This window comes from Gordonia sp. OPL2 (assembly GCF_003797825.1).
GTDB lineage: Bacteria > Actinomycetota > Actinomycetes > Mycobacteriales > Mycobacteriaceae > Gordonia.
In genome coordinates this window covers 25,127-47,379 of record NZ_RKME01000007.1, presented here as the reverse complement: position 1 = coordinate 47,379, position 22,253 = coordinate 25,127, and the positions used below count along the sequence as shown (strand labels likewise).

Annotated in this window: 21 protein-coding genes; 11 read left to right on the top strand and 10 right to left on the bottom strand. The window is 68.1% G+C overall.

Translation table 11 applies throughout. From position 1 onward, the window contains the following. Positions 1 to 23: 23 nt before the first annotated feature. Positions 24 to 1,541 (top strand): ATP-dependent DNA ligase, encoded by a 1,518-nt coding sequence (locus tag EEB19_RS09450; protein WP_187585500.1) that lies wholly within the window; start codon positions 24 to 26, stop codon positions 1,539 to 1,541. A 154-nt stretch (positions 1,542 to 1,695) separates the two neighbouring features. On the opposite strand, the gene EEB19_RS09445 is transcribed toward EEB19_RS09450, so the two are convergent. From EEB19_RS09445 to EEB19_RS09415, 7 genes are all read right to left on the bottom strand, one after another. Then, entirely contained in the window at positions 1,696 to 2,493 is a 798-nt protein-coding gene (locus EEB19_RS09445; RefSeq protein ID WP_187585498.1) for an anti-sigma factor, read from the bottom strand. Then, entirely contained in the window at positions 2,486 to 3,058 is a 573-nt protein-coding gene (gene sigK / locus EEB19_RS09440; RefSeq protein ID WP_262365539.1) for an ECF RNA polymerase sigma factor SigK, read from the bottom strand. The genes EEB19_RS09445 and sigK overlap by 8 nt, the downstream gene beginning before the upstream one ends. Positions 3,059 to 3,156: 98 nt before the next feature. Beyond that, entirely contained in the window at positions 3,157 to 3,981 is an 825-nt protein-coding gene (locus tag EEB19_RS09435; protein WP_187585494.1) for a DUF1295 domain-containing protein, read from the bottom strand. Then, complete coding sequence (locus EEB19_RS09430) at positions 3,978 to 5,294, bottom strand: cyclopropane-fatty-acyl-phospholipid synthase family protein (protein ID WP_187585491.1); 1,317 nt, start codon at positions 5,292 to 5,294, stop codon at positions 3,978 to 3,980. Before EEB19_RS09430 ends, EEB19_RS09435 begins: the two co-directional genes overlap by 4 nt. Continuing rightward, the gene (locus EEB19_RS09425) at positions 5,275 to 6,081 is read right to left on the bottom strand and encodes a DUF1365 domain-containing protein (RefSeq protein WP_187585489.1); all 807 of its coding nucleotides are present in this window, start codon (positions 6,079 to 6,081) and stop codon (positions 5,275 to 5,277) included. The genes EEB19_RS09430 and EEB19_RS09425 overlap by 20 nt, the downstream gene beginning before the upstream one ends. Beyond that, a complete protein-coding gene (locus tag EEB19_RS09420; RefSeq protein ID WP_187585487.1) occupies positions 6,078 to 7,397 on the bottom strand; it encodes an NAD(P)/FAD-dependent oxidoreductase in 1,320 nt (439 codons plus the stop codon). Before EEB19_RS09420 ends, EEB19_RS09425 begins: the two co-directional genes overlap by 4 nt. Positions 7,398 to 7,476: 79 nt before the next feature. Further along, a complete protein-coding gene (locus EEB19_RS09415) occupies positions 7,477 to 7,893 on the bottom strand; it encodes a YccF domain-containing protein (RefSeq protein WP_187585485.1) in 417 nt (138 codons plus the stop codon). A 91-nt stretch (positions 7,894 to 7,984) separates the two neighbouring features. Between EEB19_RS09415 and EEB19_RS09410 the strand changes: the two genes are divergently transcribed. Continuing rightward, positions 7,985 to 8,230 carry a hypothetical protein gene (locus EEB19_RS09410; protein ID WP_187585823.1) on the top strand — a complete coding sequence of 82 codons (246 nt, stop codon included), beginning with the start codon at positions 7,985 to 7,987 and terminating at the stop codon, positions 8,228 to 8,230. A gap of 110 nt (positions 8,231 to 8,340) precedes the next feature. On the opposite strand, the gene EEB19_RS09405 is transcribed toward EEB19_RS09410, so the two are convergent. Beyond that, complete coding sequence (locus tag EEB19_RS09405) at positions 8,341 to 8,928, bottom strand: maleylpyruvate isomerase family mycothiol-dependent enzyme (RefSeq protein WP_187585483.1); 588 nt, start codon at positions 8,926 to 8,928, stop codon at positions 8,341 to 8,343. Positions 8,929 to 8,965: 37 nt separating this feature from the next. Here EEB19_RS09405 and EEB19_RS09400 point away from each other — a divergent pair, with 37 nt between their 5' ends. Continuing rightward, positions 8,966 to 9,808 (top strand): helix-turn-helix domain-containing protein, encoded by an 843-nt coding sequence (locus EEB19_RS09400; RefSeq protein ID WP_187585480.1) that lies wholly within the window; start codon positions 8,966 to 8,968, stop codon positions 9,806 to 9,808. A gap of 109 nt (positions 9,809 to 9,917) precedes the next feature. Further along, a complete protein-coding gene (locus EEB19_RS09395; protein ID WP_187585478.1) occupies positions 9,918 to 11,192 on the top strand; it encodes a GAF domain-containing protein in 1,275 nt (424 codons plus the stop codon). Here EEB19_RS09395 and EEB19_RS09390 read toward each other — a convergent pair. Together EEB19_RS09390 and EEB19_RS09385 are read right to left on the bottom strand one after the other, a co-directional pair. Continuing rightward, complete coding sequence (locus tag EEB19_RS09390) at positions 11,180 to 12,247, bottom strand: YihY/virulence factor BrkB family protein (RefSeq protein WP_187585476.1); 1,068 nt, start codon at positions 12,245 to 12,247, stop codon at positions 11,180 to 11,182. The genes EEB19_RS09395 and EEB19_RS09390 overlap by 13 nt on opposite strands. 75 nt (positions 12,248 to 12,322) lie before the next feature. Beyond that, a complete protein-coding gene (locus EEB19_RS09385) occupies positions 12,323 to 12,931 on the bottom strand; it encodes a bifunctional 2-polyprenyl-6-hydroxyphenol methylase/3-demethylubiquinol 3-O-methyltransferase UbiG (RefSeq protein WP_187585474.1) in 609 nt (202 codons plus the stop codon). A gap of 44 nt (positions 12,932 to 12,975) precedes the next feature. Between EEB19_RS09385 and dinB the strand changes: the two genes are divergently transcribed. The 7 genes from dinB (at position 12,976) to EEB19_RS09350 (ending at position 22,198) form a co-directional block, all read left to right on the top strand. Continuing rightward, positions 12,976 to 14,184 (top strand): DNA polymerase IV, encoded by a 1,209-nt coding sequence (gene dinB, locus EEB19_RS09380; protein WP_187585471.1) that lies wholly within the window; start codon positions 12,976 to 12,978, stop codon positions 14,182 to 14,184. Between the two features lie 137 nt (positions 14,185 to 14,321). After that, positions 14,322 to 14,942, top strand: coding sequence for an LGFP repeat-containing protein (locus EEB19_RS09375; protein WP_187585470.1), 621 nt, complete (start codon positions 14,322 to 14,324; stop codon positions 14,940 to 14,942). 257 nt (positions 14,943 to 15,199) lie between these two features. Next, positions 15,200 to 16,642, top strand: a complete 1,443-nt coding sequence (locus tag EEB19_RS09370; protein WP_187585468.1) for a CitMHS family transporter — start codon at positions 15,200 to 15,202, stop codon at positions 16,640 to 16,642. A gap of 35 nt (positions 16,643 to 16,677) precedes the next feature. Beyond that, entirely contained in the window at positions 16,678 to 18,342 is a 1,665-nt protein-coding gene (locus EEB19_RS09365; protein WP_187585466.1) for a sensor histidine kinase, read from the top strand. Between the two features lies 1 nt (position 18,343). Next, positions 18,344 to 19,012 carry a response regulator gene (locus EEB19_RS09360; protein ID WP_187585464.1) on the top strand — a complete coding sequence of 223 codons (669 nt, stop codon included), beginning with the start codon at positions 18,344 to 18,346 and terminating at the stop codon, positions 19,010 to 19,012. 153 nt (positions 19,013 to 19,165) lie between these two features. Continuing rightward, a complete protein-coding gene (locus EEB19_RS09355) occupies positions 19,166 to 19,738 on the top strand; it encodes a hypothetical protein (protein WP_262365538.1) in 573 nt (190 codons plus the stop codon). 24 nt (positions 19,739 to 19,762) lie between these two features. Then, on the top strand, positions 19,763 to 22,198 hold the full coding sequence (locus EEB19_RS09350; RefSeq protein WP_187585462.1) for a phosphoketolase: 2,436 nt from the start codon (positions 19,763 to 19,765) through the stop codon (positions 22,196 to 22,198). Positions 22,199 to 22,253: the final 55 nt, after the last annotated feature.

The window sequence follows — 22,253 nt, the reverse complement described above, 5'->3', positions numbered from 1 at the left end:
CACCGGCCGGTAGCCTCGGAGCGGTGAGGCTCTCCCGGATCGTCGACGCGTCGGCGGACATCGCCGCGACCCGATCGCGCAAGCAGAAGACCGCTACGCTGCGTGCACTGCTCGACGACGCGCTCGCCGATGAGATCCCGACCGTCGTCGCATGGCTCTCCGGCGTGATCGGCCAGGGCCGGCTCGGCGTCGGCTGGCGATCGCTGTCATCGGTGCCGACGCCCGCCGACGTGACCACGCTCGACGTGAGTGATGTCGACGAGCTGTTCACCCGCCTCGCCGGTGCCGCCGGACCCGGATCGGCTGCGCTGCGTAAGCAGATCCTCGAGGAGTTGTTCGGCGCCGCAACCGATGTCGAGCAGAGTTTCCTGCGACGACTGATGACCGGTGAATTGCGACAGGGGGCGCTGGCCGGAGTGATGGTCGACGCGATCGCCTCGGCGTCCGGGAAGCCGCTCGATCTCGTGCGCCGAGCGCACATGCTCACCGGTTCGCTGCCGCAGACGGCGTCGTTGGCGGTGCACGGAGGGGCCGAGGCACTCGCCGACGTCGGCCTCGAGGTCGGCCGAGCGGTCGCCCCCATGCTCGCGACCCCCGCCGATTCGCTCGCCGAGGCGGTCCTCGCGCTCGGCCCGGATGTGGTGGTGGACTTCAAGCTCGACGGCGCGCGTATCCAGGTGCATCGTCGCGGAGACGAAGTGTCGGTGTACACCCGCACGTTGCGTGACATCACCGGGGCGGTGCCCGACCTGGTCGCGGTCATCCGTGAATTGCCTTGCGACAGAATCATCCTGGACGGCGAGACTCTCACCCTCGACGCGGACGGCAGGCCACGGCCGTTTCAGGACACGATGAGTCGCTTCGGCTCGGCGGGCGAACTGACCGACGACCCGCTCGGTCTGCTGCGCCCCTTCTTCTTCGACTGCCTACACCTCGACGGTGTCGACCTGATCGACAGTCCGCTGCGAGACCGGTTGGACGCGTTGACGTCTGTCGCACCCGACATGCGAATCCCCTACGTGGTCAACCCCTCCGTCGAACAGGCGCAGGACCATTTCGATGCCGCGCTCGCCGCCGGGCACGAAGGTGTCATGGTGAAGTCGCTGTCGGGACCGTACGCCGCCGGACGACGCGGAAAGACCTGGCAGAAGGTCAAACCCGTGCACACCTTCGATCTCGTCGTGCTGGCCGCGGAATGGGGATCGGGTCGTCGGACCGGATTCCTGTCGAATCTGCACCTCGGCGCCCGCGATCCCGACGGAGGTCCGCCGGTCATGGTCGGCAAGACGTTCAAGGGGCTGACCGACGCGCTCCTGCAATGGCAGACGGACCAGTTCCCGAAGCATGAGACGCACCGCGACAACTACACCGTGTACATGCGACCCGAGATCGTCGTCGAGATCGAACTCGATGGGGTGCAGCGCAGTTCGCGTTACCCGGGTGGCGTGGCGCTTCGGTTCGCCCGGGTGGTCCGCTACCGGCCGGACAAGGACGCGGCCCAGGCCGACACCATCGACACGATTCGTGGGCTGTTGCCGTGACCCTTCGTGACGCTCGCAGGCTCGCTCCTCAGGGGTCGTGACGCTCGCAAGCTCGCTCCTCAGGGATCGTGACGTGACGCTCGCAGGCTCGCGGTGTGTGAAAACCGATCCCTGAGGAGCGAGGCGCCAGCCGAGCGTCACGAAGGGCGGCGGCTCAGCTCAGCGGCAGCTGCGCGACGAACGGTCCGGTCGGCGCGGCGGATCCGCCGGGAGGTTCGACCGTGAACGCCAACGACGTTGCGCCGCCGAGGTTCTTGATCACCGCGGTGGTCGACGGTGCGACATCCTTGTCGGTCATCGTGCCCGCCGACGTCTCGCCACCGGGGCCGACCAGCCACATCTGGTAGACCGTCCCCGGCTGTGGCGGCGGGACGTCGTTCATCACCAGCACGCCGGCATCTGCGGTCGGTGAGTAGGTGACGGTTGCACGACCGGTCGCCACGTCCCCGGACGAGGTCCGGACGTCCTTGGCGGCGAACACCTGCTCGGCGGTCGGTGGCTGCTGCTGTTGGTCCGGGCTCGACGATGCGCCGATCACCCATCCGACCGCGCCCACCGCGATCGCGACGACGGCGGCCGCGGCCAGGTAGGCGACGCGGCGCCGGCGGTGCAGCGGGGTGACGGTCGCGGCCGCAGGTGCGGTGACCGCCGGATTCTCGGCAGGGGTCACCGGAGTCGGCGGCGTCACCGGGGTCGGCGGCGTCGGCGCCGACGACACGTCCGAGCGCGCGGCGGCCAGGATGCGGTCGCGCAACGTCTCCGGTGGTGCGGACGCCGTCACGGCGCTGACGTTGGCCATGGCCTCCCGGGTCGCGGCGACCTGACGGTGGAATTCGGTGCGCACCTCGGGGGAGGCGGCCCCGACCTGCCGGTGCACGTCGTCGAGTTCAGCGCCCTGAACGGCGTCGAGACCGACGGCCGGAGCGAGATCGAGGAGTTCGTCGTCAGACATCGCGATCTCCCAGACAATTGCGCAGGCGTTTGAGGCCGTCGCGGATACGGGACTTCACCGTCGGCAGCGCCACGGTCAGTCGTTCGGCGACCTCGCGGTAGGTCAGGCCGTGGTAGTAGGCGAGGTCCACCGACTGGCGCTGGACGTCGGACAACGTCTCCAGACACCCCACCACCTCGCGGGTGGTCTCTCGGGTGGCCACCGTCTCGGTGACCTCGTCGAAGGTCGACTGCACCGACTCGAGACCGTAGGTGACGTTCCGTCGGCTCGCGGCCGACTCCGCACGGACCCGGTCGACCGCCCGACGGTGGGCCAGTGTGATCAGCCATGACAGCGCTGACCCCGCTTGCGGGTCGAAGTTCTCCGCAGATCGCCACACCTGCAGGAAGACTTCCTGGGTGGTCTCCTCGGAGTAGCCCGGATCGCGCAGCACCCGCAGCACCATGCCGTACACGCGGTCGCACGTCAGGTCATAGAAACGGGCGAAGGCATCGGAGTCGCCGGATGCGATCCGATCGAGCAGGGCCGGCAGGGCGGCTGTGTCGGATGCGGGGTCTGCTGTCACCGCGAGCACTCGGTCGTCATCGTCGATCAGGATATCCGGCAGAACGGAACGCCTCAACGAAACGGGTCCCGGAGATACGCGCGGCGCGAGGGTGGTCATCACACCGAGGTGCGTCCGGCCCGGCGGGGCGGACGCGGCAGGAAGTAGGAGGTACGTGCCTGATAGTCGGCATAGCCGGGGCGTTTGCTCATCGATTCCTCGAGCAGACGCGCACCGGTGGCATAGACCAGGAAGTACGTCATCGCGACCGGTGACAACACGGTCAGCACACCTGGCCACGCGCTCGCCGCGATGAGCCACAGTCCCCACCACACACTCGAGTCGCCGAAGTAGTTCGGGTGACGCGTCCACGACCAGAGCCCCCGGTCCATGATCGCGCCCTTGTTCGACGGGTCGGCCTTGAAGCGCCGCAACTGCGCATCGCCCACCGCCTCGAACGTGAATCCCAGCAGCCACAACGCCACACCGGCCACGAACACCGTGATCCATCCGCCCTGGGTGGCGCCGACGACGGCCGACACCTGGATCGGCAGCGAGACGAACCACTGGGAGATCGCCTGGGTGGCGAAGATCTTGCGGGCCGCGGTGGCCAGCGGACTGCCGCCGGTGCGGGTCAGCAGATCGGTGTAGCGGGGATCCTCACCCTTGCCCTTGGACTTGACGAACATGTGCCACGAGAGCCGCAGACCCCACACCGACACCAGGGCTGCGAGAACCCACCGGCGTGTGGCGTCGCCCGGTCCGATGATCAGGGCGAGCCAGGCGACCAGGACGAATCCGAGTCCCCAGGTGACGTCGACGACGTTGTAGCGTCCGATGCGGTGCCCTATGACCAGGGTGATGGTCTGCAGCACGACGAGCAGCACCAGCGACGCGATCGTGACGATCGCGAACGCTGTCCATGCCGAGCCGGTGTCGATCATCGCCGTGACCTCCGACGACGGCCGTCCCCGTCCGGGCGGGTGAACAGCAACTGGTGCACGTCGAGATAGCCGGCGCGGAACCCTGCTTCGGAGTAGGCGAGGTAGAACTCCCACATCCGGCGGAACGTGGTGTCGAAGCCGAGCGCTGCCACGTCGTCGCGCCGGGTGGTGAAACGCTCACGCCACAGCCGGAGGGTCTCCGCGTAGTGCATGCCCATGCCGAGCTGATCGGTCAATCGCAGCGTGGTGTTGCGGCGGGTCACCGCGTCGAGCGCCTTGAGCGAGGTCAGCTGTCCGCCGGGGAAGATGTACTTGTGCACCCACGTGTAGGTGCTGCGGGAGGCGACCATACGGTCGTGCGGCATCGTGATGGCCTGGATGGCCACCCGACCCCCGGGGGCGAGGACGCGGTCGATGGTCTCGAAGTAGACGGGCCAGTACTTCTCGCCCACCGCCTCGATCATCTCCACCGACACCACGGCGTCGTAGCTGCCCTCGACGTGGCGGTAGTCGCACAGGTCGATCGTCACCTTGTCCGACAGCCCGGCGTCGGCGACGCGTTGCCGTGCCAGCTCCTGCTGCTCCGACGACAACGTGACGGAATGCACCGTTGCTCCGCGCGCGGCGGCACGCAGACAGAGTTCGCCCCAACCGGTCCCGATCTCGAGCAGGCGCGTTCCCTCGCCGACTCCCGCGAGGTCGAGCAGTCGGTCGATCTTGCGGTGCTGCGCGGAGGCGAGATCCGACCACGGCGGACGCGTGCCACGCTCGAGGTCGGCGAACAAGGCACTCGAGTAGGTCATCGACTCGTCGAGGAACAGAGCGAACAGGTCGTTGGACAGGTCGTAGTGCCGGGCTATGTTCGACCGGGTGTTGGCGGTCGAGTTGTCCTCTGTGTCGGGCTGTTTCGGCAGGACGGCGGTGCGGAGGACTTGCAGCGGTCGCGGGACGAGTCGGGCCAGGCGGGTGGCGAACGGGGTGAGGACGCCGACGAGGTCGTCGGTCGTCCAGTCGCCGGCCATGAACGACTCCCCGAACCCGATGAGGCCGTCGGTGCCGACGCGCCGGGCGAAGGCATCGGGGCGTCGGATGATCATGCGCGGCAGTACCCGTTCGTCGTCGCGGCCCGAGGTGGAGCCGTCCGGGAACTCGACGCGGACGTCGACGCGACGGGTGGCGTTCCGGAACAACCAGGCCGCCGCCGCGCTGCGTATCGCGGTCGTGCGTCGGCGCGGTGCGTGTGCGACATCGGGCCAGCGAGCGGCCTCGTCGGGGGTGAAGTCGCCGGGGAGGTCACGAAGCGGAGCGTTCATCGAAGTCCTTCCGAGAGGGGGTGAGGGAGAGTCGGGTGTCATCGGCGATGGTCGTCGCATGATCGTGGACGGGCCGGGAAACGACAGGAAGTCGCTTGAGCCACAGACGGATTCCCTGGATGCGGATACGTGCGGTGACGAGCAGTGGGGCGAGTGGCGCGACGAGTTGTGTCGTCAGAATCGCTCGCACGGTCGCCGGCTTCGCCCGCCCTGTCAGCGACGCGACGAACGAGCCCTGGTCCTCACGGTCGAGGATGATGGACACGGCGACGCGGCCGTCGGGGTCGGGCTCGGGTACGTGCAGCCGGTACGTGCCGTCGACGTCGTTGAACGGGGAGACATAGAACTCCTTGCGTACCCGGGCGTCTCCGCGTGCGTCGGGGGTCGTCACATAACAGTGCCGTTCGCCGTAGGTGTTGTGCACCTCGGCCACCACGCATCGCAGGGTGCCATCGAGGTCGTGGCACCAGTAGACGCTCAGCGGATTGAAGACGTGTCCCGCCACCCGCGGCGACAGCAGACCGACGACCCGGCCGTTCGGGGGTACCACGTCCGCAGCATCCAGATGCGCGTCCAGACGTGAGCGCAGAGTGTCACCGGGACTGTCGGATTCGGGGAAGTGGTCGGCCGCGACGAATCGTGCGAACATCCGCAGCAGCCAGGGCAGCCGAGGTGGGTCGTCGATGTCGATCAGCCACGAGGCGCTGCGATAGACGAAGGAATGCCGGATCGGTGTCGTCCGGGTGTGGGTGATGCGGGTGTGGACCACCGCGGGGATCGGGGTCATGCGCTCACCTGTGATCGGGTGACCGGAGACCAGGAGGCGCCGAGACGTTCGGCGGCCCGTGCGCCTGAGAGTGCGCCGTCCTCGTGGAATCCCCACCCGTGATACGCGCCGGCGAACACGATGTCGTCGGTGCAGGCATCGGGGAGAAGTGCCTGTGCGGCAACGGAGTTTGTGGTGTAAACCGGATGCTCGTAGGTCATCTCGGCGATCACGGTGGATTCGTCGACGAGGTCGGTGCGACCCATCGTCACCAGCATGCGCGGCGTCGGATTCGGCAGCCGCATGAGTCGGGTCAGGTCGTAGGTGACCGCCACATCAGAACCGTCGCTGCGTATCTGGTAGTTCCACGACGCCCAGGCGCGGTGCGCGCGCGGGAGGAGCGAGATGTCGGAGTGCAGTACGGCGGGTTTGACCGAATAGGGGATCGCCGACAGCACGCGCTGCTGGATGGCGGTCGGTGCCGAGAGCATGGTGAGTGCCTGATGCGGGTGGGTGGCGATGACGACTGCGTCGAAATCCTGATCGGCACCGTCGGTGCCGATCTGCACGCCGCCACCGGACCGGGTGCGTACCGATCGGACCGGTGTCCCCACGTGGATGGTCCCGCCGGCCCCGAGGATGCGCTCCTCGATCTTCTCGACGTAGCGTGCCGATCCGTCACAGACCGTGCGCCACGTCGGCGAGCCGAACACCGACAGCATCCCGTGGTGTTCGAGGAAGGTGAACAGGTAGCGCGCCGGGTAGTCGGCGGCGACATCCGCATCGCACGACCAGACGGCGGCCACGAGCGGGACGAGGAAGTTGTCCACGAAATACGGCGAGAAGTTCTCGCGCGCCACGAACTCCGACAATGGCTCGTCGGAGTCGGGGGCGTCGAGAAGGGCGCGTGCGGACCGGTGGAATCGGGTGATCTCGACGAGCATCCGGAGATACCGGCCGCGGGTCAGGGTGCGGGCCGTCGGGATGAGACCGCGCAGGCCCTTGGCACCGGCGTACTCGAGGCCGGTGATCTCCGATCGCACCGACATCGACATGTCGGTGTCCTGGGTCGCGACACCCAGATCGTCGAACAGCCGCAGCAGCGTCGGGTAGGTCCGGTCGTTGTGGACGATGAAACCGCTGTCGACGGGGACGACGGCGCCGTCGGGGAACGTCACATCGTGGGTGTGGGCGTGGCCACCGAGGCGGTCGTCGGCCTCGAAGACGGTGACCCGATCCGCAGCGCTCAAAAGATGTGCGGCGGTGAGCCCGGACACACCCGCGCCGACGATCGCGACCGATCGGGGAGCCGGCCGGGGGGACACGGAAAGGTTCATGTCCGGTGTTCGGTACCGACCGCGGTCCGGATGGGTCCGAATCGCCCGGTGACCTCGGGCGAGTCCGCGTCCGATGGACTCAGTACCCGGTGGTGCCGATCGGGCCGCCGGCCCGGATGTCCTGGTCGGTGGACACGATCTGGGCACCGAGCGGCAGCAGCGAGACCGGCACCATCTTGAAGCTCGCGATCCCGAGGGGGATGCCGATGATGGTCAGGCACATCGCGATCCCGGTCCCGATATGACCGATGGCCAGCCAGATCCCGGCGACGATCAGCCAGATGATGTTGCCGACCAGGGACATCGCGCCGGCCGTCGGCTTGCGCACGACCGTTCGGCCGAACGGCCACAGGGCGTAGTTGGCCATCCGGAACGATGCGATGCCGAACGGGATGGTGATGATCAGGATGCAGCAGATGATCCCGGCCACCGCGTAGCCGATCGCCATCCACACGCCACACAGCAAGAGCCAGATCACGTTGAGGATCGTCTTCATGCGCTCATTGTCCGCCACCGCGCGGGTGTGCGTCGGCGAACGGACGCCTCGGCCGGTGGGCGGGACCGGCCTTGCCGGATACCCTGACGCCATGGCCGATCGGGGACGTGAAGCGGTGTGGGCGGTGATCACCACACTCGTGCTGGTGGTCCGCCTGATCGCGACGATCGCCCTCGTGCTGCTCACGATCGGCTGGGCGCTGATGTCGGTGCGCGGGTCGATGGACAACTCGTTCCTCTGGCCGGCCGTGATCACCGCCGCGGTCCTGCTGGGGAGCACGTACCTGTACAGCCTTCTGCGCGCCCGGTACCCACGCCGCAACGGCTGGATTCCGTAGGGGGCGGGTGCCGGCGCGGCCATCGCCTACTGGTTCGCCCCCGGGCATCACCCCATCCGCCATCGACTCGCGGCGGACGATGAGATACCCGGGGACGAGGCCCGGCGTGATCAGGCCGAACGGCCCAGCCGGGCCAACAGCCTGGTCTGACGGTCGGCGTCGGCAGGAGCCTCCACGCCCGCTGCGCACACCCCGTCGCTGTACAGCGCGGGGCCGAAACCGTCTGCCGCCGTTTCCATCATGGTCAGCTCGTCGTCGGTGAAACGGAGGTCCTGGCCGGCGGCCGTGGCGACATCCCAGCGATGCGCCACCATGTCGAATCCGTAGAAACGGAGCAAGGTCTCGCCGACGGTGGTCGGGCCGAAGTGGCCGTCGAAGGCCTTGTCGCCGACGGCGGGGTCGGCCAGCCGGTCGGCGACGACGGTGCTGTGCGTGCGCCAGGCCGCTGCGGGATCCTCGAGGGACGGCGCGTCGCCGAGATCGACGCCATGTCCGGCGAAGAAGTCGCGTTGCGTCTCGATCACGTGGCCGACGACCTCTCGCGCGGTCCAGCCGTCACAGGGGGATGGTGCGGACCAGGCGTCCGCATCGAGGGCGTCGAGGACCTCGCCGAAACCACCGGCGAGTTGCCGGAACTGTGTGCTGAGGTCGTCTGCGAAATCATGGTCGTCGGGTGCGATGTCGGATGAAGTGGTCATGATGGAAACCTAACGACGGCGACCGGAGTGGCGATTGATGAAACCCGACAGATCAGGATCGGCGGGGACGCGCATCGATGATGTCGAACGCGCCCACCTCGTCGACCCCGCAGACACCTCGTTCAGCATCGGGCGCTGGGCTCCGTCGCCGGATCTGACGGATCTGGTCCGCCGCTTCTGGGTGCCGACCTGGTCGGTGCCGCCCGGGACCACCGCACCGCAGCGGGTGCTGCAGTACCCCGTGTGCCTGGTCGTGGTGACCGCCGACTATTCGAGGTTCTACGGCCCGACGTCAGGGCTGTCGGAGACCGAACTGACCGGCGACGGTTGGGCGATCGGCACGATGCTCGCCCCGGCCGCCGGGTCGGTGATCACCGGCGGCGCGGTCGCCGAGTGGACCGACCGCCACGACGACCTGTCCGTCGTCGGCGGTGGCCGGACGCTGACCGCCGACGTCCGCGCTCTCATGGGTCCCGATCCGCACGATCCGTCGCGGCAGCACGAGGCGACGGACCTGGTGGAGGCCTGGATCCGTCCGATGCTGCCCGCCGACGACGACGGCCTGCTGATCAACGCGATCGTCGAGTTCGTCGAGAACGACTCGACCGTCACCTCGGTGACCCAGATCTGCGACCGTTTCCACGTCACCGAACGCACGCTGCAGCGTCTGACACAGCGACGACTCGGGCTCACCCCGAAATGGTTGATCCAACGCCGCCGGTTGCACGAGGCGGCCGAGCGGCTCCGCGGACCCGAGACGACGCTGGCGATGGTCGCCGCGGAACTCGGCTACGCCGACGAGGCGCACCTCGTGCGGGACTTCCGGACCGTCACCGGGATGACCCCGGGCCAGTTCGCGGCACGCTTCGACCAGGCGTGACGGCGGGGGTCGGCCGAACGATCGACTACCCTGGCATCATGGGATGTTGCTCCCATCACAGTCGGCGCGGCGTGATCCGAACACGGATGTGGCCATTGACGGAGGACGAATGAGCGATTCCGCCTCGACATCGTCGCGCGTCCGTCGCGCGTACGAGGACTTTCTGTCGGGGATCACCCCGACCGATGATTCGGTGCGGTCGGTCGTCCGTGATTCGTGGGCCCGTTCGATCCAGCGGGGGGTCGATCCCGGCGACGTCGTGCCCGAGAACGACGGCACGTCGATGTCGGCGACCGAGTTCGCCGAGTACCGCGACGCCCATCCGATCACGGCGGTGCGGCCACTCGTCCAGTCGCTCATGCTCGACGACATCGCCGACTCCGGTGTGGTCGTCGCCCTCACCGATCAGGCCGGTCGACTGCTGTGGGTCGAAGGGGCGACCGACGCCCGCGACCGCGCGGCCGACATCAACTTCGTCGAGGGATCGATGTGGAGCGAGGAGATCGTCGGCACGAACGCCCCCGGTCTCGCATTGGCCGTCGACCGCGGTGTGCAGGTGGTGGGACCCGAACACTTCGCCGGGGCGGTCCAGGAGTGGAGTTGCGCCGCTGCCCCCGTACACGATCCGATCACCGGCCACGTCATCGGAGTCATCGACGTCACCGGCGGGCGGGAGGTCGCCGCGCCGTTCGCATTGGCCGCAGTGCGCTCCGTCGTGGCGGCGGTGGAACGTGAAATGCAATCCCGTGCAGTCGATCTCGCCGATCCCTCGACGTTCCTCGCCGAAAGCGGTGCCCGATTGACCGTGCTCGGCGGCGCCTATCGCTGGCGGCGTGCGGGTGACGGTACGCCCGAGCGCGCACTGTCGCGGCGGCACGCGGAGATCCTGCTCCTGCTGCAGGCCTATCCCGAAGGCCTCAACACCGAACAGCTCGCCGTGATGCTCGCCGAGGACGGCGTCGACCCGGTCACCGTTCGTGCCGAGATCTCCCGCCTACGACGCGATCTCGGCACCGACGTGGTCGAATCCCGACCCTATCGACTGACCGTGGCGCTGGTGTCCGATGTCTCCGAGATCCGTGACCGGATCGCGGGAGGGGGTGACCTGAGCGCCGTCATCGACGTCCTGGGACGAGGCGGGCTGCTCGCCGAATCGTCGGCGCCCGGCGTCGCCGAGATGTTCGAGGAACTTCGTGAGGACCTGCGTTCCCGGATCATCGCCGAGGGCGATGTCGCCGCGTTGCGCAAGTGGACGTCGTCGGCGCACGGACGGGACGACCTCGCCGCGTGGCGTCGCCTCGAGCATCGTCTGCCGCCCGGCCATCCCGACCGGCCCGTCGTCGGCGGGCGAATCCGGCTGCTGGACAAGCGTTACGGCGTCTGATCCCGCGCGACCGGCTGGATCACGTCGGCATCGGTGGTCGCGGGAGCCGCCGAGTGCTCCGGCTCGTCCGTAGCCACCGTGTCTGCCCCGTGGGTGCCGGCCGGGTTGTCGAAGGTGACCGCGATGTCCTGGAATCCCTTGCTGCGCTGTGCCTGTGCCTGGGCTGCGTAGGCGGCCTCGTCGCCCGCGGTCAGCTGGACGTTGTCGGTGAACGGGGTGAGCAGCGATCGGGGGAACAGCTTGTCGACGCGAACCGCGTTGAACTCGAGGCACATCACCATGAGCAGCGCCGCGATGTAGAGGAAGGCCAGCAGGCCGAGGACCACCGCGAACACCCCGTTGGTGGCACTCGCGTTGCCGATGACGTGCTGGACGTAGACGCTGCCGAACGTCTGCAGAACCTGCCACCCGACAGCCGCGCCCAGGGCGCCCGGCAGCACCTGCCGGATCGTGACGTCACGGGCGGTCCCGATGCGGAACGCGGCGGTGAAGACGCCGGTGTTCAGCACGACCGAGCCGACGATGGCGAAGGCGCGCCCGGCCGTACCCAGTTCGAAAGCAGCGGCGACGCCGTTGATGACCGTCAACCCGATGACCGCCGTACCCACCGTCGACAGCAGGACCAGTCCACGCAGGCGGGCGCGGATCGGGTCGGGGCGTTCGTTGCGCGGGACCGCCCACACGGTGTTCATCGCATTCTGCGCCGCGACCGCCACACCCAGCCCGCCGTACAGCGAGCCGAGCACGCCGATCGTGATCGCCGGGACGCCGCCACTGAGCTGTTCGGGCTGCTCGAGCTGGCCGCCGATGACCGGGATCTGGCTCAGTGCCGAGTCGAGAATCCGTTCCTGCAGCTCCGGGTTGTCGGCGAGGACGATGCCCAGTCCGGTGGCGAACAGCAGCAGCAGCGGGAAGAGCGAGATGAAGGCGTAGTAGGCCATCAGCGCCGCGAGGTAGGCGCCCTGGTCGTCGACGAACTTGTAGACGACTGCCAGCGGGAACCCGGTCGCGGGATGACGACGCTGGAAGCCGTCGATACGCGCGGAGAGTGACACCGGCACTCCCTTCCGTCGTTCCCCCGGACGTGGGAGCCCGAGTCTAACGCGCGGGAGACGACGGAGGAGCGGAGGTCAGGAGCGCGTCTTGCGCGCGTGCAGGACGACGTCGTGCGTGTGTGCGCCGCCGCCCGCCGCAACCCCGCGCTCACGCGTGTCGTCGGTGATCACCGTCCACCCGTCGTCGAGGAGTGCGGCGACGTCGGCGGGCTGGAAGTAGTCGTCGGGGTTGCGGCCATGGGCGCGAACGCCTTCGGCCTCGTGCGACACGACCAGGAGGTGCCCGTCGGCGCCGACGGCATCGAGCAGCCGGCGCACCGTGGCGTCGTCGGTGCGGGCGATGGGGAAGTACTGCAACGACACGAGGCCGAAGTCACGGCCCGGCACCTCGTCCGCGCTGAGATCGGCACGCAGCCAGGTGATCGCTTCGCGCGTGTCGGCCTCCCGCGCCCGGTCGATCGCCACCTGCGAGATGTCCACCGCGGTCACCTGCCAACCCTGATCGGCGAGCCAGCGGGCGTCGGCGCCCTCGCCGGAGCCGACGTCGAGAGCGGTTCCGGCCGGGAGGTCGGAGACCTCGGCGACCAGTGCGGGATTGACGTCGGCGGTCCACAGGCGGTCCGCGCTCCGATACCGCTCATCCCATTCGGCCGCGGAGTGATCATCCGGTGTGTGCTCGCTCATGATTCGACGGTAACCTGTCGGACCGGCATGCGAACATATGTTCTATGCGTATCGAGCGGAAGGAGCGGGCGGAGGCGACGATTCTGCACGCCGACCTGGACTCCTTCTATGCCTCGGTCGAGCAGCGCGACAATCCGGAACTGCGGGGGCGGCCCGTGCTCGTCGGTGGTGGGGTGGTGCTCGCGGCCAGCTACGAGGCGAAGGCCTACGGGGTGCGGACCCCGATGTCCGGGCGTGAGGCGCGCGCGCTGTGTCCGGGTGCGGTCGAGGTGCCGGCCCGATTCGACGCGTACATGGACGCGAGCAGGGCGGTGTTCGAGATCTTCCACGACATCACGCCGGTGGTCGAGGGGATCTCGGTGGACGAGGCCTTCCTCGACGTCGGCGGGTTGCGGCGCATCGCCGGCTCGCCCGTCGAGATCGCCGCTCGACTGCGGGCGCGGGTGGCCACCGAGGTCGGGTTGCCCATCACCGTCGGGATCGCCCGCACCAAGTTCCTCGCCAAGGTCGCCAGTGCCGTCGGCAAACCCGACGGTCTGCTCGAGGTGCCCGCCAGGACCGAACTGGACTTCCTCCACCCGCTGCCGGTCCGGCGGCTGTGGGGTGTCGGGGCGGTCACCGAGGCGAAACTCGCGGACGCCGGGATCCGGTCGGTGGGCGATCTGGCGTCATTCGGCGAGCACGGGCTGACGAACCTGCTCGGGCGCGGCTCGGGACGGCATCTCTACGCGTTGTCGATGGCGCGCGATCCGCGCCGGGTGGAGACGGGCCGCCGGCGCCGGTCGATCGGTTCCCAGCGCGCGCTCGGTCGGCGCCCCAAGTCCGAAGCCGACCTCGAGGCGACGCTGGTGGCCATCGTCGAACGACTGGGCAAGCGGTTGCGTGGTGCCGAACGTCTCTGTCGCACAGTCGTTCTGCGGCTGAGATTCGATGACTTCGCCCGCGCGACACGGTCGCGGTCGTTCCTGGAGCCGACGGATCGGACCGATGTGATCATGGCCGTCGCCCGAGGACTGCTCGATGATGCGATGCCGCTCATCCGGGACCGCGGATGCACCCTGATCGGACTGTCGCTGACGAATCTCGACGACCACGACAACATCCAGCTCGCACTTCCGTTCGAGGCCGACCACGGTGCGGAACTCGACATCGCGATGGATCAGCTCCGCGACCGGTTCGGCCGCGACGCCGTCACTCGTGCGGTCCTCGTCGGACGCCACCACGGCGACGACGCGCCGATGCTGCCGGACTGATCGTCGTCCGTGCGGTTCACGCGCCGACCGGGCCGAGGTCTCGCCTTCGACGACGGATACGGCTAGCCTCACCGTGGATGTGCTTCAGTGAAATGCATCCAGTTTGGTAAATGCTCTGAGATACCGAGAGGGAGATCATGAAGCAGTCAATTCGACGGGTGGTCGGTGTTGCCGCCGCCGCCTCCATCGCCGTGCTCGTCGCTGCAGGATGCAGCGACGACAGCAACGACACGTCCTCGGCGTCGTCGTCTCCGGCCGCGGTGAGTGAGTCCGCGATGTCGGAATCCGGCGATGCAGCCGACCAAGGGGGGTCGGTCGAGCTGACCGCAGCTGACGGAACGAAAGTCACGCTGAGCGGCCCAATCGCGGCCAAGTATCAGTCCGCCACCGAGGCGCAGAAGTCCGATCTCGGCGCGGTCAAGGTGGGTGAGGACGCCTCCGGCACCGGCGACAACGGAGTGGTGTTCCAGCAGTTCGATGGGGGTGTGATCACTGCCAAGAACGACGAGGGCAGTACGCCCGCATACATCACCTGGGGGAAGATCCGAGACGCATGGAACGTGCCCCGCGATGAGTCCGGCAAGCCCTCGGCGAATGGAAAAGGGGGGTCCCAGGGCCCGCTCGGTGTCGCAACCAGCGATGAGACCGAGGAGGGCACCGTGAAGAAGTCGACCTTCGAGAACGGCACGATTACGTGGGATTCCGCGACTGACAAGGTCGAGGTGACCGTCAACGGTGAGGTGGTCCCGGCCGAGTAGGCCGCCACCTGCCGGGATTCCGAGGGATCCAGCCGACACCCCATCCGCGTCGATCACGCGGGTGGGGTGTCGTCGTCGCGGTCGAGATCTTGCGGTGCGTCCGTGCGCACAATGCGCAAAAGACGACTTATGAGCACAAGCGTGACTGTGACCTGGATTACCCGAAAACTGCGTGTGTAACGGCTGCTACGTCGAGTCCGGATCTGCCGGCGGTGTACCTCCCAGCCGTTCCCCACACGCAGAAAAGAGCATGACAAATGTTGGTAGCACTCGGCCTCGGAATGGTGGCCACCTTCATGTTCCTGATCATCACGAAACGTGCGACGCCGGTGGTCGCGCTGATCTTGGTGCCAGTGGCGTTCGGTCTGTTCGCCGGTGCCGGCCTCGACATCAGCGACATGATCACCGACGGGATCAAGGAACTCGCGCCGACCGCGGCGATGCTGTTCTTCGCGATCATCTTCTTCGGCATCATGATCGACGTCGGACTATTCGATCCCGTGGTCCGCTTCGTCGTGCGGATGGTGCGCAACGACCCGGCCCGGCTGGTCGTCGGCACGGCCGTGCTGGCGATGGTCGTGTCGCTCGACGGTGACGGATCGACCACCTTCATCATCACCACGGCCGCGTTGCTGCCGCTCTACCTCAAGCTCGGCGTGAGTCCCGTGGTGCTGACCGTGGCGGCCGGCCTGGCGAACGGCACGATGAACATCCTGCCGTGGGGCGGCCCCACCGCCCGCGCCGCGAGCGCATTGAAGATCGACACCAATGCGGTGTTCCTGCCGATGGTGCCCGCGCTCGTCGCCGGTCTGGTCGTCGTGTTGCTGTTCTCGTATCACCTCGGTGTGCTGGAGCGTCGCCGGATCGGCCGGATCGAGATCAAGGAGTCGATGCTGATGCCGCGTGAGGAGGTGCTGGTCGCCGCGGGCGGTGGCTCTGGCACGGACACCCCGGTCTCGACGGGCCGGTCCGGACGCGGGCGCGGCGCATCCGGCGCGGGCCCGGCCGCAACCGGTTCGGACGACGACGACGACGACGGCGAATCGAGCTTCACGGGGGTTCTCGATCCGAACCGCCCCACTCTGCGCCCGAAGCTGTTCTGGCTCAACGCCGGACTGACGGTCGCCCTGCTGGCCGTGCTCGGCCTCGACATCGTCGCCATCCCGGTGCTGTTCATGATCGCCTCGGGTATCGCGTTGGCGATCAACTTCCCGCACATCAAGGATCAGCAGGAAGCGATCACGCGGCACTCGTCGAGCATCGTCTCGGTGGTGGCGATGGTCCTCGCGGCGGCCGTGCTGACCGGTGTGTTCAGTGGAACCGGGATGGTCGATGCGATCGCGCACTGGCTGGCCTCCGGCATCCCGTCGTGGATGGGCCCGCACATGGCGATCGTCATCGGTGTGCTGTCGATCCCGCTGACCTTCCTGATGAGCAACGACGCCTTCTACTACGGAGTGCTGCCGGTGTTGTCGGAGACGGCCACCCGGTACGGCATCGATCCCGCCGAGATGGCCCGCGCCTCCATCACGGGTCAGCCGTTCCACATGCAGAGCCCGCTGGTTCCCGCGATCCTGCTCCTGGTCGCACTGGCCGGTGTGAGTCTCGCCGATCACCACAAGAAGGTGCTGTGGCGCGCCGCCGCGGTGTCGATCGTGATGCTCGTCGTCGGCGGCCTGGTCGGCGCGATCCCGTTCTGACCGGCGCCGTCCACCCGCGGGCCTAGGCTGACCGCATGCGATTGCGAACGCAGGTACTTCTCCTGCAGCTCGCCGTCATCGCGGTCAGCCTTGCCGTCGGCTTCGGGCTGGTGATCTCCGGCGCCGACGATCGTGTGCGCGACGAGTACGCCCAGCGCGCGCTGGCGATCGCGCAGTCGGTCGCCGCCGACGCCGATGTCCAGGCCGAGGTTGCCGCCCATCAGGGACAGAACCTCGATGCCGCAGAACTCGGGTCCGGTCCGCTGCAGGCGGAGGCGATGTCGGTGCGTGAACGGACGGGTGCGCTGTTCGTGGTCATCGGCAACGACGTCGGCCTGCGACTCGCCCACCCCGAGCTCGACGAGCTCGCCAAGACGGTGTCGACCGATCCCTCCAACGCGTTGTCGGGCAACGAGGAGGTGACCACGGACCGCGGCACCCTCGGCGAGTCGGTGCGGGCCAAGGTGCCGGTGTTCGATGGCGGGCGGGTCGTCGGGTTCGTCAGCGTCGGAGTATCCACCGAGCGGTTGGCGTCGGAGACACGACGGGACACGATCGCCACCGTCCTCATCGCGCTCGCCGCGCTCGGTGTCGGCGCGGTGGGTTCGGCGCTGCTGGCGCGTCGGTGGCGTCGGCTGACGCTCGGCCTGGAGCCGGACGAGCTCACCGAGCTCGTCCGTGAGCAGCGTGCGGTCCTGCACTCGCTCGCCGACGGTGTGCTCGCGGTCGACAGCGGCGGGGTCGTCCGGGTCGCCAACGACACCGCCCTCACTCTGCTGGGTCTGACCGACCCCATCGGCCGGGACGTCGACGAACTCGGGCTGACCCCGCGAATCCGTGGAGTGCTGGCCGAACCGACGCCCGAGCCGGTGGCCGCGACCGTGGGCGACCGGGTGGTGCTGGTCAGCTCGCACACGGTGGAGGCCGACGGCCGCGATCTGGGGACCGTGCTGTCGGTGATCGACCGCACGGACGTCGAACGACTCACGCAGGAGGTGGATTCGATCCGCGCCATGAGCACAGCCTTGCGGGCCCATCGGCACGAGACGGCCAACCGGATGCACGTGCTGGCCGGGCTCGTGCGTCACGGCCACACCGACGAGGCGTCACGCTATCTCGATCAGCTGACCGGGAGCGGACCCGACAGCACACTGCTCGACGGGCTCGACAACGTCGGCGAACCACATCTGCACGCATTCCTCGATGCGAAATCCGCTCACGCCCGCGAGCGCGGCGCGACGCTGCGCCTGGGTGACCAGACCTGGGTGCAGGGAGCGCTGCGCGAGCCGGTCGTGGTCACCACCGTGCTCGGCAATCTCATCGACAACGCGATCGATGCGTCCGCAGAAGGGGCCGCAGAGGCGGCCGCGGACGGGGCCGCGGCCGCAGTCGTCGAGGTCGAGGTGCTGACCGACGGCGACGACATGTTCATCACGGTCGCCGACAGCGGGCCGGGCATCGGATTCGACGATCCTGCACAGATATTCGACGAGGGAGTGACGACGAAGTCGCCGACGGGGGTCGTCGGCGGGCGAGGGATGGGCCTGTCGTTGTCGCGGCAGATAGTGCGCCGCATCGGGGGTGACATCTGGGTCGCCGATCCCGGCGGAGACGATGATGGAGATGCCGGGGAGCTCCGCGGTGCGGTCCTCGTCGCACGGTTGCCCGCGGTGATGGCCGACGACACAGGAGGTATCTGACGTGGCCCGCGATCTCGGAGTCCTCATCGTCGACGACGACTTCCGCGTCGCCGCACTGCATTCCACCATCGTCGACGCCGTACGCGGCTTCCGGGTGATCGCACGAGCCGGCAGCGTGGCCGCGGCCCGGGCCGCGATGGCCGATCGTGCTGTCGACATCGATCTCGCACTTCTCGACGTCTATCTGCCGGACGGGTCGGGGATCGATCTCGTCTCCGAATTGTCTTGCGACGCTTTCATCGTCGGCGCGGAGACCGAGGCTGCTGCCGTGCGCCGCGCGATGCGGTCGGGGGCGTTGGCGTTCATGATCAAACCGTTCGACGACACCGAGCTCGCACGTCGCTTGGCCGGTTACGCGCAGTATCGGCGTGTGCTCGACGCCGAGAATGTCGATCAGCGTGCCGTCGACGCGGCGTTGTCGGCGCTGCGATTCGGAACCCGCGGATCGGACCGTGCCGAGGCGGGATCGCACACAGAGCAGAAGATCCTCGACCTGTTCGCCACGGTCGACGGTTCGCTCGTCGCCGACCAGGTCTCCGAGGCCGTCGGAGTCTCCCCCGCGACCGCGCGGCGGCATCTCGCGAGTCTCGTCTCCTCGGGCCGGCTGGCGATGTCGCTGCAGTACGGCACCACCGGCCGGCCGCGGCAGGAGTATCGACTGGTCGAGTAGTCCGCGCCGCGGTTCGGCGCGCACGGTGTCCGTTCCCGCGCATCCGGCCGCGTGAACGGGAACGAGATCGGTGAGCGCGAGCGGATGTGTGATCAGCCCGGTGTGATGCGCCGATGTCCGGCGCCGGTGTCGACGAAAACGTAAGCTGTCGGCGTGACCGTCGCCGTGTCCGCGCCCGATCCAGCACAGCGTCTCGACCTGATGCGCGAGTTCGCCCAGACCTACCGCGACCGGCATTTTCTCGACGAGCACTATGACCTCGACGGCGGCTATCTGCAGACCACCCTCTCGGACGACTCGCGGATGCCGTTGCGGTTCTTCGTCGAATACAACAACGCATGGTGGTTCGAGATCGTGACAGCCGTCGTCGTTCCCGCGGTCGGCTACGACTCCGACAGTGACACCGGCTTCATCGTGCTCGACATCGAGTACGACACCGACGTCCTCCGCGCGATGCAGCACGTGCACTTCGGGGCGGACGTCATCAACCGCATCCGCACGTACGCGTCGTCGACCTTCTTCTCCACACCACGCCCCCTTGTCGAACTCGATCGACATGGCAACGAGTTCTGGCTGGAGACCGGATATCACCTGCGCCCGTCGGCAGAGGCGGCAGGCGACTTCCTGGATTCGGAGACCGGACGCGCGTTCGCCGCGACCGAACCCACCGCAGCACCCATCGAACGGATACGGCACAACCTGCAGGACCTTCTCGAACGGATCTGATCCCCGAGCGCCAGAGGAGTGGAGATGACCGATCTCCCCGCGACCGACCGCCCAGCCGACGATCACGCAGCCGCCGACGCCCCACCGGCCGACACCCCCTACACCGACGCCGAACTCGACGCCGATCTCCGGTGGTGGGCGGCAGCCAACTACCTCACCGTCGCCCAGATCTATCTGCAGGACAACGTGTTGCTGCGCGAACCCCTGATGCGCGAGCACATCAAACCCCGGCTGCTCGGCCACTGGGGGACCAGTCCGGGCCTGTCGGCCATCTACACCGTCCTGAACCGGGTGATCCGCGAGACCGATTCGGAGTGGCTGTATGTCACGGGTCCCGGACACGGGGGACCCGCACTCGTCGCGAACGTCTACCTCGAGGGCACCTACAGCGAGATCTATCCGCCGGTGTCCCCGGATGCGCGTGGCGTCCGCCGCCTGTGCCGCCAGTTCTCCACTCCCGGTGGCATTCCCAGCCACGTGAGTGTGCAGACCCCGGGCAGCGTCCACGAGGGCGGCGAGCTCGGTTACGCGCTCGTCCACGCCGCGGGCGCCGCGTATGACCATCCCGATCTGACCGTGGCGTGTGTCGTCGGCGACGGAGAGGCCGAGACCGGACCGCTCTCGGGATCGTGGAAGATCCCGGCATTCCTCAACGCCGCCCGAGACGGCGCGGTGCTGCCGATCCTGCACCTCAACGGAGCCAAGATCGCCTCGCCGACCGTTCTCGGACGCAGCACCGACCAGGAGGTCACCGACTATCTCGGTGGGCAGGGATGGAACCCGATCTTCGTCGAGGGCGACGACCCGCGAAAGGTCTTCACCGCGCTCAAAGCAGCAATCGATCGGTCACACAGGATCATTCGCGAACTCCAGGCGGACGCACGGGCGAACGGACCGACGCCGAACACCCGCTGGCCGGCGATCGTGTTCCGCACCCCGAAGGGATGGACCGGTCCGCACGAAGTCGACGGGCAGCTCGTCGAGGGCACCCACCGGGCACACCAGGTCCCGTTGTCGGGGGTGCGCGACAATCCTGCTCACCTCCGGCAACTCGAGGACTGGATGCGCTCGTACCGTCCCGAGGACATCTTCGACGACGACGGTGCCGTGATCGAGTCGATCACCGCTCTGGCGCCGACCGGCGACCGCAGGCTCGGTGCGACGCCATACGCCAACGGCGGCCGCCTGCTCACGCCGCTACGGCTGCCGCCGATCGCGCGGTACGCCCTCGACATCGACAACCCGGGCGCGACCCTTCACGAGACGACCCGTGTCCTCGGCGAATACATGCGCGACATCTACGCCGAGAACACCACGTCCGACGGTGGCGGATCGTTCCGCCTGTTCTGTCCGGACGAGACCGCCAGCAACCGTCTCGCCGCCGTCTTCGACGTCACCGACCGCTGCTGGCAGCTGCCGGTCACCGACTACGACGACCAGCTGTCGTCGTCCGGCCGGGTCATGGAGGTGCTCAGCGAACACCTCTGCCAGGGCTGGCTCGAGGGGTATCTCCTGACCGGGCGCCACGGGCTGTTCGCCAGCTACGAGGCGTTCGCGATGGTGAGCGCGTCGATGGTCATCCAGCACACCAAGTGGCTCCAACACGCGGCGACTCTCGACTGGCGCGAACCCGTCGCCTCGATGAACATCCTGCTGACGTCGACCTGCTGGCGCAACGACCACAACGGGTTCTCCCACCAGGGGCCCGGGTTGATCGACGCGGTCCTGCCTCTCGCGCCGGACGTGGTCCGGATCTGGCTGCCGCCGGATTCCAACTCGCTGCTGTCGATCGCCGAACACTGTTTCCGCAGTCGCGATCACGTGAACCTGCTCGTCGTCGACAAACAACCGCACCTGCAGTACCTGACCCTAGAGGAGGCCAACGACCAGGCGGCCGCCGGGGCGTCGATCTGGACGTGGGCCGGCACCGACGGCGACAGCACCGACGATCCCGACATCGTGCTGGTCGGCGCCGGCGACGTGCCGATGCAGGAGACCCTCGCCGCCGCCCAGATCCTGCGCGAATGGGTTCCCTACCTGAGGGTGCGCGTGGTCAACGTGATGGATCTGATGGCACTGCTGCCGCCCGCGGATCATCCCCACGGCATGTCCGACGACGACTTCGCCGACCTGTTCACCGAGACCGGTCACGTCGTCTTCGCGTTCCACGGCTATCCGCGCGCGGTCCATCAACTCCTGCACGGCCGACCGGACGCCGACAGGTTCCACGTCCGCGGATTCACCGAACAGGGCACGACGACCACACCGTTCGACATGGTCGTGCTGAACAAGATGAGCCGCTATCACCTCGTCCTCGAGGCGCTGCGGCGCTCCCGCCGCGTTCCGGAACGCGGCGACGATCTGGCCGAGTACTGCCGGCGTCAACTGGCGCGTCATCACGAGTACGTCCGCGAACACTTCGAGGATCTACCCGAGATCAGGGACTGGACCTGGTCCTGAGCGCCGGATTTCCGCGCACCCGTCGACCCGCGGATGATCGGGCGGCGCATTAACG